Source organism: Fredinandcohnia quinoae (assembly GCF_022427965.1).
Lineage (GTDB): Bacteria > Bacillota > Bacilli > Bacillales > Bacillaceae_L > Ferdinandcohnia > Ferdinandcohnia quinoae.
In genome coordinates this window covers 302,771-314,987 of sequence record NZ_JAKTTI010000001.1, presented here as the reverse complement: position 1 = coordinate 314,987, position 12,217 = coordinate 302,771, and the positions used below count along the sequence as shown (strand labels likewise).

Here is a 12,217-nt window from a genome sequence, read left to right as displayed (position 1 = left end):
GCTCGATTGTAAGTTAGACCGCTGGTTTCATTACTTTTGGTGTATTCTTTTTATTGTTAATATAGTTTTTGATGAAAGGTATAGTAAATCTATCTGTTCCGTAATGGTAAGCTCCAGTACCAACGAATAGTAGGATAATTGCTGCTGTTAATAGAATAGGGTTTGTGCTTACTGTACCAGCCATTAGGAAGTTAAGATTCATGAATGCTCCAGCTATTAGTGCCGGTATTGTTGCTGCTCCAAGGATTAATCCTAAGCCTACTAATAATTCGCCCCAAGGAATTAGAGTGTTAAATAATTCTACATTTGGTACGGCAAAACCTTCTAGAAATGTTGCATACCATCCTTGTACTGCAGGATTTTCTCCACCTGCTTTTGCAAGTGCTCCTTGTAAGAATCCATTTGCATCAAAACCACCTGTTAATTTATGAAATCCTGCCTCTATCCATTGTATGCCTAACCAAATTCGTATAATAGTCCAAATAACCGCCATGATTGGTCCTTTAACAAATGTTTTCATATTCAATCTCCCCTTAATTTGTGAAGTATTTCACAAATAGTGATAAAAAAATATTTGTTTAAGCTGCCAGCTTTTGTAGTTAAGTTTGTGAAGTTCTTCACTAACTTTCTACACTCTTAATATACAACTTTAATTCATAAAATACAATAGGCTTCACATATATGTCACAATTTTAACGATAAGTATGTTTGTAACACCCTAAACATATAAAAGAAATAACGTTAATCGTTAGTCATGGGTCTAGAGTTGCTTCTTTTATTTAGTTCTTAGTACTTTTTCCTTATCTTTACCATTTTTACTATTCGAACATCTTAGGATTGTTTAGAATAGGGTTGATAAATAGTGAGTTTAACGGGGGGAGAAGGTTTGAAAAAGTATTTATTTTTAATAATTGTTTTTATTATGGTTTTGTCAGGTTGTTCAGACGATACAACTAAAGAAGCAAAAGTGGAACCAAAAAAGGAAGTTAAAGTGGATGATGTAGAAAAACATGAAGATAAGCCGAAGGGTAAAGATGACAAGAAGAAGGTTGATGCTACACCAATTACTATAAGAGAAGATAAAGGTGATTACTCAGTTGATATCGAGGGTGATATCACTTTTAAGGAAAATACATTATACGTAACTGGTACAACGAATTTATTACCAGGCTCAAAGCTGTATTTCTATATTGATTCAATGTCAGGTACAATTATTGGAGGTACTGATACAACACTTGTAAAAGAAGATGGATCTTTTCAATTAGAGAGTAAACTACCTGATGGTTATGATGATCCGATTATTTATACGAAAATAGTCTTTAATTCTGCTGCAAGTAATGAGGAGATTACCCAGCATTATAAGGAAGATGGTGACCCACTTGAAGGTCCATTTGTAAGATTATATGAAGAGAATGATGATATTGGCAAAGAAATTGTGGTAATAACTGATGTTGAGATAAAAGAAGGTACAGTAGCAAAGATACAACCACCTAATTGGAAAAAACCAGATGATTACGGTGCAACAACTGTTTGGATTGAAGCTGAAATTGAAGAAGATGATGAATTTGTGTATGTTACGGGAAGAAGTAATTTACTTGAAGGTGCATTTGTTAGTGGTAGGCTCCAAATGGAAGGATATATTACCTCTGGTTTCCAGGACAGCAAGAATGTGAATCCAGATGGAACATTCAATCTAACCATTACAAACCCAAATAAAAAAATAAAGAATTTAAAAGGTTATGACTTGAAATTATCTTTTTCCCCGACAGATGGTAATAATTTTATCTATATTTCTAAAACATATGGGGAAAATGGTGAAAAATTATTAGGCAATCTTGTAAACGAAGATAACGGTGAAAAGTCTGTTGAATATATACTTAATGTGAAGTATTAACGAATTATTATGCCTTCATTTGATTTAATCTAAAATCAAATGAAGGTATTTTTATTGTTATATAAAAATAGTATTTAATTTGAATTATATCAAAAAAATAGTATAATATAACTACTTAATGATTCGAAATACCTATATAAGAAAAAGGCAAACTAGTACGAAAGTCTAGGTCGCAAAGCCATAGGTCTAAGGTTCACTAGAACTAAGATTGCTAGGTTACCGAATAGGAATTAGGTCTAGGCTTATTCGGAATGAATAGGTCTATTTTTTATGTAGTGGTTATCGTCTCAGGACTTATAGAGGTGTACCTATGGATGGAAAAATGCTTAATAAAGAGAGAAATATGTTAAAATTTATATCAATTGCCCAAAGTGTTTTATATTTTTGTGTCGTTTTTTATTATTGGGGAAGTTATCGGGCATATTCGATGATTTTCCTCTTTATAGCATTCGGTGTAGTAAATATTATGATTTTGAATGTTGAGTCCGAATGGTTATTGATCCTATTCACAATTACAGAGCTTCTTCTTGCATTTTTTATTATATTTTTATCTGGAAATACGGAAAGTCCGTTTTTTTCCAATGTACTATTTTCCTGTGATTTCGTTTTTAGCTAAAAAACATGTTTCTATTAAAAATAATATCGTTCTATTAATCTCTTTAATTGCATCTGTTTTGACATTTATAAACCTAGCATTCAAACCTAGCTTTTCTTATATTGATTTCATAAAAGGTTGCGTTTTCTTACTAAGTTATTTTGGACTTGGTTATGGTATCATGATGTATCAATTAAGATTGAAAGAAAGCATCATTTATTCGCGGACCGATCATCTTACAAAAGCATTAAATAAGCACACCGGGGAAATTACTCTTGTTAAAGAAGTAACACTAGCCAAAAAGAAAGGGTTCCCAATTAGTATTGCTTTTTGTGATATTGATAAATTTAAGAAGGTAAATGATACATATGGCCATCTTTGTGGTGACATGGTTATTAAGGAAACGGCATTATTATTAAAGGAACACTCTCCTCAAGGCACGCAAATTGTTAGATGGGGTGGAGAGGAGTTCTTACTTATTTTTAAAGGTATGGCTATAAAAAATGCATTTGATGCTTTGGAGAATGTTCGTAAGCAAATTGAATCCGATCATTTTATCTATCATAATGAAAGTATCCATATCACGATGAGTGGTGGAATAGTTGATGCATCTGACTATGAACACGATATACAGAAAACTCTTATTGAGGCAGACAAGCTACTTTATCAAGCAAAGGACTTAGGCCGTAATCGCATCTTATCAACGATTAAATAAATGGGAAAGGGGCACCAGCCCTTTTCCCATTTTTAAAAACATATTAATATACCTTGTCACCATTAAAGATTGAGTTTTTTACAACTACATAATCTACATTACGAATGGCGTCTAGTTTTGTTCCTCCAGCGTATGAGATGGATGATTGAAGGTCCTGTTCCATTTCATTCAATGTATCTTGTAAATGTCCTTTGTACTCGACAAACATTTTTTTGCCTTCAACATTTTTCTTTTCACCCTTTTGAAATTCTGAAGCAGAACCAAAGTATTCTTTAAAGACGTTTCCATCTCTTTCGATTGTTTCTCCTGGTGATTCTTCATGTCCAGCAAATAAAGAACCAATCATAACCATTGTTGCTCCGAATCGGACCGATTTTGCTATATCACCATGGGTGCGAATACCACCGTCTGCAATTACAGGCTTACTTGCAGCTTTAGCACACCACCTAAGAGCAGCTAATTGCCAGCCCCCTGTTCCAAATCCAGTTTTAATCTTAGTAATACAAACCTTACCTGGTCCAATCCCAACCTTTGTTGCATCAGCTCCAGCATGTTCTAACTCTCTAACAGCTTCAGGTGTTCCGACATTTCCAGCTATAACAAAGCTTTGCGGAAGATGCTTTTTAATATGTTGTATCATTTCGATTACAGCATTGGAGTGACCATGTGCAATATCAATCGTAATATATTCTGGTGAAAGCTGTTCCTCAGCTAGCTTCTGAACAAAGTGGTATTCTTCTTCCTTGACACCAACACTAATAGAAGAAAATAATCCGCGGGAATTCATATCCTTAATAAAAGCAATTCTTTTTTCTGGTTCGAAACGATGCATGATATAGAAATATCCATTTTCAGCTAAGTATAATGCAAGCTTTTCATCGATAATAGTTTGCATATTTGCAGGCACGACAGGTAGCTTAAAAGAACGTCCACCTAATGAAACCGTTGTATCACATTCAGAACGACTGTTAACAATACACTTTGCTGGAATTAATTGAATATCCTCATAATCAAATACATTTTCCATAATTACACCCCTAAATACGAATATTAAAATACGAATAAAATTAAACGTTCGTATATTAGGTACTTTACACCATTTTTAATAGGATGTCAAAGTCCTTCTGGTAGTATTTCCTATAAACTAAAAAGGACACCATGTTTTGACATGGTGTCCATAGCTTATGATTCCTTAAAAATCTTGATTATGTTAACAACAAGAACTTTTCCAATGGAATAGGCAGGGATGACAAAAATGATTCCGATTATCCCCATTAAGTTACCAGCTGTTAAGATTAAGACAATAATTGTTAAAGGATGGATATTGAGAGATTTCCCCATTACATTTGGTGATACAACATTTCCTTCAATTTGCTGGGCAATCAGCATTATAATTGCGACATAAAGTACCATCTTAGGTTCTTGAAATAGTGCAACCAGTACAGCTGGAATAACCGCAATATAAGGACCCAAGAACGGGATAACATTAGTAAACATTCCGAACATTGCTAATACAAGTGAGTATTTTAGTCCAATAATCAAATAGCCGATAAATAAAAGAATTCCTACAATTATGCTTACAAGCATTTGTCCTTGTATATAAGTGGAAATCGTCTTGTCCATTTCTGATAAAATATTTAATACATGTTTCTTCTTGGATTTTGGGAATAAGACAGCTACACTTGGTGCAAATTGATCACCATCTTTCAACATATAAAATAGAATAAATGGTACAAGTACTAAATAAAATATTGTATTAATAAATCCGCCAATAAAGCTAAAAACACCAAGAATACCATTCGCGATATTTCCTACATTTGCTTCAATTTTTGACTGGATATTGTCACTTGCATTCAACAATGCATCCTGAATAAAACTAGGAAATGTATTTTGATTTTCTTGTAAGTACTTAATCCAATTTGTAACCGTTGAAACCATTTCAGGTAAATTTGCCACAAATGTTTCTAATTGATCATTGATGACTGGACCAACTAATTTTACGATGCCATATATTATCAAAATCATTGCTAAGTATGCAGATATTATTGCAATCCACCTAGGTACTTTCTTTTTAACCAATAATTTCACTAGTGGACGACATAGATAAAATAAAATGCCTGCTATGACGAATGGTAAAAAGATTGTTTTCAACAAAACTACAATAGGAGTTAAAATGAATTGGTTTACTTTTAATAACATCACAATTAACAAAAATAAAATAATCCCGAACATGATTTTAAACCATTTTTTTTCAAACAATGACATATACCTCGCTCACATCCCAATAATAACGATTTTTAATCTCCTTTGAATATACAACTTAATTGCCTAAAATCCAATAAGTACTAAAAAAATTACTTTGATTAATCCAAACTGGTATTTTTTATATCCTTTTTTTTACAGTTTGCTTGACATTTTTCAAAAAAGCAGTATAGTAATATCTCGTGTAACCCTTTAAAAACTATTTTTATAGTTTGTTAATAGTTTGTTCATAATTTATTGGTAAAATAATTGATAACTTGATTTTTAATCAAAAGGTAGGTGCAACAATGAATATAACTGATCAAAAGAAAAAAGGTTTTTTAAATAAATATATAGTCTTTTTCTTTGTTGCGGTATTTTTTCTTTGGATGAAAACTTATATTGCACAAGGAACACAATTTAATTTAGGTATTGATAATAGTTTGCAAAAATTTCTATTGTTTATTAATCCATTAGGTTCAGCTATTTTATTTTTGGGATTTTCGTTCATTTTTAAAGGGAGAAGAAGATATATAGCATTAATTGTTATTGATTTACTTTTATCCTTTCTATTATTTGCTAATGTAGTATTTTATCGGGAATTTAGTGATTTTATTACATTACCAACTTTAACCCAAACTCAAAATTTAGGAGATGTAAGTGGTAGTATCACTTCATTATTAAAACCATATGATTTCTTATTCTTTATTGATATCATTCTATTAATTGCGCTTCTTGTTTTTAGAGTGGTTAAAATCGAAAAGAACATCGTGATTCGTTGGAATCGTTTGAAAGTCTCTACCATTATTGTGTTCGCTCTTGCGATTTCAACTGTGAATCTTCTATTAGCAGAGGCTGATCGTCCAGAATTGCTTACTAGAGGATTTGATCGACATTATATTGTAAAGTACTTAGGTATGTATAATTACACTATTTATGATGCAGTACAAAGTACTAAAGCATCTACTCAAAGGGTTATGGCGGATAGTAGTGATGTTACAGAGGTTGAAAACTTTACAAAAGCAAATTATGCCGAACCAAACCCAAATTACTTTGGTGCAGCAAAAGGAATGAATGTAATTTATTTACATCTTGAATCGATGCAAAATTTCCTAATAAATTACAAACTAAATGGAGAAGAAGTTACTCCGTTTTTAAATTCCTTAACACAGGATAAAAATACAATGTACTTTGATAATTTTTTCCATCAAGTTGGACAAGGTAAAACAGCCGATGCTGAATTTATGTTGGAAAATTCATTATTTGGATTACCACAGGGTTCTGCTTTTACAACAAAAGGTATGAATACATTTGAAGCAGCACCAGCTATTTTGGGTGAAAAGGGCTATACATCAGCCGTTTTTCATGGTAATTCAGGTAGCTTCTGGAATCGAAATGAAATATATAAATCTTTTGGCTTTAATGAGTTTTTTGACTCAAGTTATTATGATATGAATCCTGAGGATTTAGTTGAGTATGGATTACTGGATAAACCTTTCTATGAGGAATCAATTCCATTACTGGAAACATTACCGCAACCGTTCTATACAAAGTTTATTACCGTGGCAAATCACCATCCGTATTCAATGGATCAAGAGCTTACAACGATTGCTCCGCATACGACTGGAGATAAGTCAGTAGATAATTATTTTCAAACAGCTCGTTATGCTGATGAAGCACTAGAGCAATTTTTCACGTATTTGAAGGAATCAGGGTTATATGACAATTCCATCATTATAATGTATGGTGACCATTATGGAATTTCTAAAAATCATAATAAAGCAATGGAAAAAGTTATAGGTAAAGATATAACAGCATTTGAGAGTGCTGGCCTACAACGTGTACCATTATTCATTCGTGTTCCTGGAATGGAAGGTGGATTAAACCATGAGTATGGTGGTCAAATCGACCTTTTACCAACCTTACTTCATTTATTAGGTATTGATACAAAAGATTATATCCAATTTGGAACAGACCTTTTATCAGAACAACATGATGAGCTAGTTCCATTCCGTAATGGTGACTATGTAAGTCCGACAATTACTGCAGTAGATGGTGACTTCTATAATTCTAAGACAGGATTAGAATTATCAGAGGATAAGCTTGATGAGGCTAAGAAATTACAAGAAAATGCAAACCAAAAATTAGCTATGTCTGATAAGGTAGTAAATGGTGACTTATTACGTTTCTACATGCCGCCAGGCTTTACACCAGTTGATCGCACACAATTCGATTATACTAATCCTCAAATGAATGAATCAGAGGAATAAAAAAACAAAAGCTTCCCGAGGAAATTTTCCTTAGGAAGCTTTTTCTAAAAGAATAGAAAGTATAAGGTTTTACGCGTAAATGTCTAGCTCCAGCGCCTAGGCCCTCGAGGTCAAATAACCTGATGCAAGAAAAGTCAAAGAGCGACTTTTTTGCATCAGAACATTTGCTTGTCGGGCCTGGACAAGGCGCTTGCGCTTTTCTTATTTACCACTCTTTTGGTTCGTAATTAAGATCTCTAAATAATTGGTTCTTTTCTTTTTTGGTAAGATCACGCCATTGTCCGAGGGGGAGATTCCCCAAATGAATATTCATAATTCGTGTTCTTTGCAATCTTAAAACATCGTAGCCAAGTTCTGCACACATGCGGCGGATCTGTCGATTTAATCCTTGTGTTAAAATAATTTGAAAATCAAATTTTGATAGTTGTCTTACTTCACAGGGAAGTGTTACTGTATCAAGAATTTTAACTCCTTCTGACATTTGTTTTAAAAATGCTGGTGTGATGGGCTTGTCCACTGATACGATATACTCTTTTTCGTGCTTATTTTCAGCCCGCAAAATTTCATTAACAATATCTCCATCATTTGTTAGGAGAATTAGGCCATCTGAATCTTTATCAAGCCGCCCAATATTAAAAACTCGCAAAGGATGATTGACTAAATCAACAATATTTCCTTTTACATTTTTTTCAGTTGTGCTTGTAATGCCTATTGGTTTATTTAAGGCGATATACACATAATTTCTAGCCATTCTAATAGGGTCACCACTTACACGGACATCATCTCCAGGTTCGACCTGGCTGCCGATTTTAGCAACCTTTCCATTAATGGTAACTCGTCCTTCACTAATTAGTTTATCTGCTCCCCGTCTAGATGCTTTTCCAGACTCGCTAATGAATTTATTAATACGTATGTTGGCCATCTCCTTAAGGTGGGAATTGTATTATAAGAATACCCAACAAACACCTTAGTTTCAAGGAGAAAATATCAAATCTTTACTAAAATATAGCAATCAAGCAAACCATAAGAGAAATCACTTTCGCTAAATACATTAATTTGATATAAAGGTATATGAAACAAATAATTGAGGTGTTTACAATGTCATTATCTAAAATAACTGTTAAGGAATTATCAAAGAAACTTGAAAAAGATAACGGTGTATTTGTTCTTGATGTACGTGCAGAGGAAAAATTTAAAGATTTTCATATCGATGAATCGACAAATATTCCAAAGACTAACATTTTTGAGCTAGATGAGAAACAGATGGAAGTGATTGATTTATTGCCAAAGGACAAAGAAATTGTTGTTACCTGTACCACTGGTAATTCCGCCAGAAAATGTGCTGAAATTTTAGCGGAAAAGGATTATAAAGTGACTGTACTTGAAGGTGGTTTAACTGCTTGGAAGGAATATGTTAAGGAAAAAGGGGAATAAAAAATTGTCGCAATTTATTAAAAAATATCATGAGAATACCCCGAAAGGTTAGAATCCAAAATAACATAATTAAAAAGATGCTAACACTTTCATGAATGTTAGCATCTTTTCCATTTTCTTAATGATGATCTGCAGGGAATATAAGACCGATTTGTTCTCTTGTTTCATCAAGAATTTCCATAACATTTAATGATATTTCTAATGAATTAATGGAGGACTCAAAAGTTCCTCTCTTTATTAAATCAATAAATTCCTTCGCCTCATAATACATGGAATGATGACTGTCAGTACTTGAAATATCTTCGACGCTCCCATCCTTATATCGTATTTCAACTTTTTCCGGTGAACTGATTTTATCAATAAGAATACTTCCATTTTCACCTTGAATTTCAGAAGGGATATAAGAATTTGTGATTTTAGAATACATCACCATTCCTTCCATATCCTCGTAGTGGGCAATAAGACTTCCTTTTCCATCTACTCCTGAATCAAGCATAATTCCACTTGCTTTAATATACTGTGGTTTTCCGAAGAGAACAATCATCGGGTATATGCAATAAATGCCGATGTCCATTAATGAGCCATTAGAAAATACCGGATTAAAAGCATTTAAAACAGTTCCATTTTTGTACGCATCATATCGGGAAGAATACTGACAGTAACTAGCAAAATAGCGACGGATTTTACCGATTTTATGTAAATTTTCTTTAATACTTATAAAAGCAGGAGTAAAGGTTGTTTTTAATGCCTCCATCAGTAAGACTTTATTATTCTTTGCTGCTTCAATCATTTGTTTTAATTCTGTTGTATTAGAAGCAATGGGTTTTTCACAAATAACATGTTTACCATGATTCATTAAGATGATGGCTTGCTTAGTGTGAAAAGAGTTTGGGCTTGCTATGTATACCGCATCGATTTCTTCTGATTTTGCAAATTGGTCAAGGTCAGTATAAATAAAATCTGCACCATGTTTGTCAGCGAATTCTTTTGCACGATTCTCTGTACGAGAGTAGACAGCTCTCAATGTAAAGTCTTCTGTTTCACTAGCACCTTTTATAAATTCCTCTGTTATCCAGTTCGTACCGATCACACCAAAACGTATCATAAAAGTTTTCCTCCTAACAAAGCTGTTTTTTTATATTATACCAGAGTTCGAAGAGTGCTACTCTGCTTGAGAATATAGTGGGAATATTTGTGAATTAAGTAATATTTATAACGGTATTTTTTGTGTTATGTTACAATAATTAAACATAAATAAGTAGCTTAGGGATGAGAGAAATGAAGGTTATATTTAGTTCCATACAATGGATGGCATTTATTCTTGCTAGTTCTATCGTAGCACCAATTGCTATTGCAGCGACATTCGGAATGGATGCTGAGGCTACTTCCGATCTTATGCAACGCACCATTTTTGTATTAGGGTTATCGAGTTTACTTCAAGTGTATTTCGGGCATCGTCTTCCAATTAATGAAGGTCCAGCAGGATTATGGTGGGGTGTGTTTGTCATTTATGCAGGATTGGGTCCAACTCTGTATGGTTCAAGTGATGACACACTTAGAGCGATAGAAGCGGGAATATTAGTTAGCGGGATATTATTTATAGTTTTAAGTGTTTTTGGAATTATTGAGAAGCTTTCAAAATTATTTACACCTGTTGTAACCGGTGTTTATTTAATACTTTTAGTTGCACAATTAAGTGGATCTTTTTTTAATGGGATGCTTGGTGTCGATTATTTGGGTGAACATCATGTACAATTAAAAGTAGCAGGGATTTGTTTTTTCCTTATAGTATTTTCCTTTATAATGTCACAAAAAGGTTCAGCTATAATTAAACAATACTCCGTTTTAATCTGTCTAGCAGTTGGATGGGCTTTATTTGCTATTTTTGGTCTTACAGAACCAATTGTCCACTCATCAAAAGAAGTAATATCATTTCCTGGTTTATTTGTATTTGGAAAACCAATGTTTGATGGTGGGATGATCGCTACCTCTGCACTCGTCACGTTGTTGCTTTTAACAAACCTTATTGCAAGTATTCGAGTTGTTGAACAAGTTTTGAAAAATAATCAGGTGAAGGTTGAAGAAACGAGATATCGTCCTGCGGGACTTATTGCAGGGATTAACCAGCTTATTGCGGGTCTATTTTCTTCTGTTGCAAGTGTACCAATTTCTGGAGCAGCTGGCTTTATCGCTACGACAAAAATCACTTCACGTCTTCCGTTTATAATTGGTAGTGCATTTTTAATAGTCATTAGTTTTTTTCCTCATGTTATGACATTTGTTTCGGCATTACCTGCTCCGGTAGGATATGCGACTATCTTTGTTATTTTTGCAAACTTGATGGTTCCTGCATTAATCGAATTTGAAAATGTTCAAAATAAAGAACGTTCTCGATTAATTATTGCATCGTCATTGTTTATTGGCATTGGCGCGATGTTTGTATCTGCAGACACTTTTAAAGGTATTCCACCAATATTAACATCAATTCTAAATAATGGTTTAATACTTGGGACAATTGTAGCGATTATTGTTGAACAAATTGTCATGAAAATAGGGGTAAAAGAGAGAGCTTAGACCTAAAGGTTTAGGCTCTATTTATTGTGATGTTTTTCTTTGTAGATCTAACATTGCCAAGTTCGTGGCTGACATGGGTTTTATTTATTATTTCAGGTTTTTTAGGTTTATTAATTCGTTATTGTATTGAATTAACTTTTGGTCTTTTTACGTTTTGGTTGATTGAAACAGGAGGAATAGAGGATATATTTTACTTTTCCTTATCGCTTCTATCTGGTTCTGTCATACCACTATGGTTTTTTCCTGGCTGGTTGCAAACTATTGCGACTTATTTACCATTCCAAGGTATTTATTTTATTCCAAACGCCATTTTTATTGAAGAAATTTCTGGGTATTCAGTCTTGACTTCATTGCTAATTCAATTATTTTGGGTGATTGTTTCCTATTTAATCCTCCGTTTTGTTTGGTATAAGGCATCAAGTAAAGTAATTGTGCAGGGGGGGTAAGCGGTGAAAATAGTAGAATATATTAAATTGTATTTTCGGCTTGTATCC

11 protein-coding genes and 1 riboswitch are annotated in these 12,217 nt (G+C 33.2%); of the genes, 6 read left to right on the top strand and 5 right to left on the bottom strand.

Annotated elements, in window-relative coordinates:
* Positions 1–13 precede the first annotated feature (13 nt).
* Entirely contained in the window at positions 14–520 is a 507-nt protein-coding gene (locus tag MJG50_RS01605; protein WP_240252256.1) for a DoxX family membrane protein, read from the bottom strand.
* Between the two features lie 366 nt (positions 521–886).
* Here MJG50_RS01605 and MJG50_RS01600 point away from each other — a divergent pair, with 366 nt between their 5' ends.
* Entirely contained in the window at positions 887–1,894 is a 1,008-nt protein-coding gene (locus MJG50_RS01600; protein WP_240252255.1) for a hypothetical protein, read from the top strand.
* 136 nt (positions 1,895–2,030) lie between these two features.
* A riboswitch (cyclic di-GMP riboswitch) is annotated at positions 2,031–2,118 on the top strand.
* 357 nt (positions 2,119–2,475) lie between these two features.
* Complete coding sequence (locus MJG50_RS01595; RefSeq protein ID WP_240252254.1) at positions 2,476–3,204, top strand: GGDEF domain-containing protein; 729 nt, start codon at positions 2,476–2,478, stop codon at positions 3,202–3,204.
* A 43-nt stretch (positions 3,205–3,247) separates the two neighbouring features.
* On the opposite strand, the gene guaC is transcribed toward MJG50_RS01595, so the two are convergent.
* Together guaC and MJG50_RS01585 are read right to left on the bottom strand one after the other, a co-directional pair.
* Positions 3,248–4,231 carry a GMP reductase gene (gene guaC / locus MJG50_RS01590; RefSeq protein ID WP_240252253.1) on the bottom strand — a complete coding sequence of 328 codons (984 nt, stop codon included), beginning with the start codon at positions 4,229–4,231 and terminating at the stop codon, positions 3,248–3,250.
* 155 nt (positions 4,232–4,386) lie between these two features.
* Positions 4,387–5,469: an AI-2E family transporter gene (locus MJG50_RS01585; protein WP_240252252.1), complete on the bottom strand. Its 1,083-nt coding sequence runs from the start codon at positions 5,467–5,469 to the stop codon at positions 4,387–4,389.
* Positions 5,470–5,753: 284 nt separating this feature from the next.
* Here MJG50_RS01585 and ltaS point away from each other — a divergent pair, with 284 nt between their 5' ends.
* A complete protein-coding gene (ltaS, locus tag MJG50_RS01580) occupies positions 5,754–7,715 on the top strand; it encodes a lipoteichoic acid synthase (RefSeq protein ID WP_240252251.1) in 1,962 nt (653 codons plus the stop codon).
* Positions 7,716–7,920: 205 nt separating this feature from the next.
* On the opposite strand, the gene rluF is transcribed toward ltaS, so the two are convergent.
* Positions 7,921–8,637, bottom strand: coding sequence for a 23S rRNA pseudouridine(2604) synthase RluF (rluF, locus tag MJG50_RS01575; protein WP_240252250.1), 717 nt, complete (start codon positions 8,635–8,637; stop codon positions 7,921–7,923).
* A 176-nt stretch (positions 8,638–8,813) separates the two neighbouring features.
* Between rluF and MJG50_RS01570 the strand changes: the two genes are divergently transcribed.
* Positions 8,814–9,149, top strand: a complete 336-nt coding sequence (locus MJG50_RS01570) for a rhodanese-like domain-containing protein (RefSeq protein WP_240252249.1) — start codon at positions 8,814–8,816, stop codon at positions 9,147–9,149.
* A 118-nt stretch (positions 9,150–9,267) separates the two neighbouring features.
* On the opposite strand, the gene MJG50_RS01565 is transcribed toward MJG50_RS01570, so the two are convergent.
* Positions 9,268–10,254 (bottom strand): Gfo/Idh/MocA family protein, encoded by a 987-nt coding sequence (locus MJG50_RS01565; RefSeq protein ID WP_240252248.1) that lies wholly within the window; start codon positions 10,252–10,254, stop codon positions 9,268–9,270.
* Positions 10,255–10,427: 173 nt separating this feature from the next.
* Between MJG50_RS01565 and MJG50_RS01560 the strand changes: the two genes are divergently transcribed.
* Together MJG50_RS01560 and MJG50_RS01555 are read left to right on the top strand one after the other, a co-directional pair.
* Positions 10,428–11,723 carry a purine/pyrimidine permease gene (locus MJG50_RS01560; protein ID WP_240252247.1) on the top strand — a complete coding sequence of 432 codons (1,296 nt, stop codon included), beginning with the start codon at positions 10,428–10,430 and terminating at the stop codon, positions 11,721–11,723.
* Between the two features lie 29 nt (positions 11,724–11,752).
* On the top strand, positions 11,753–12,169 hold the full coding sequence (locus MJG50_RS01555) for an ABC-2 family transporter protein (protein ID WP_240252246.1): 417 nt from the start codon (positions 11,753–11,755) through the stop codon (positions 12,167–12,169).
* Positions 12,170–12,217: the final 48 nt, after the last annotated feature.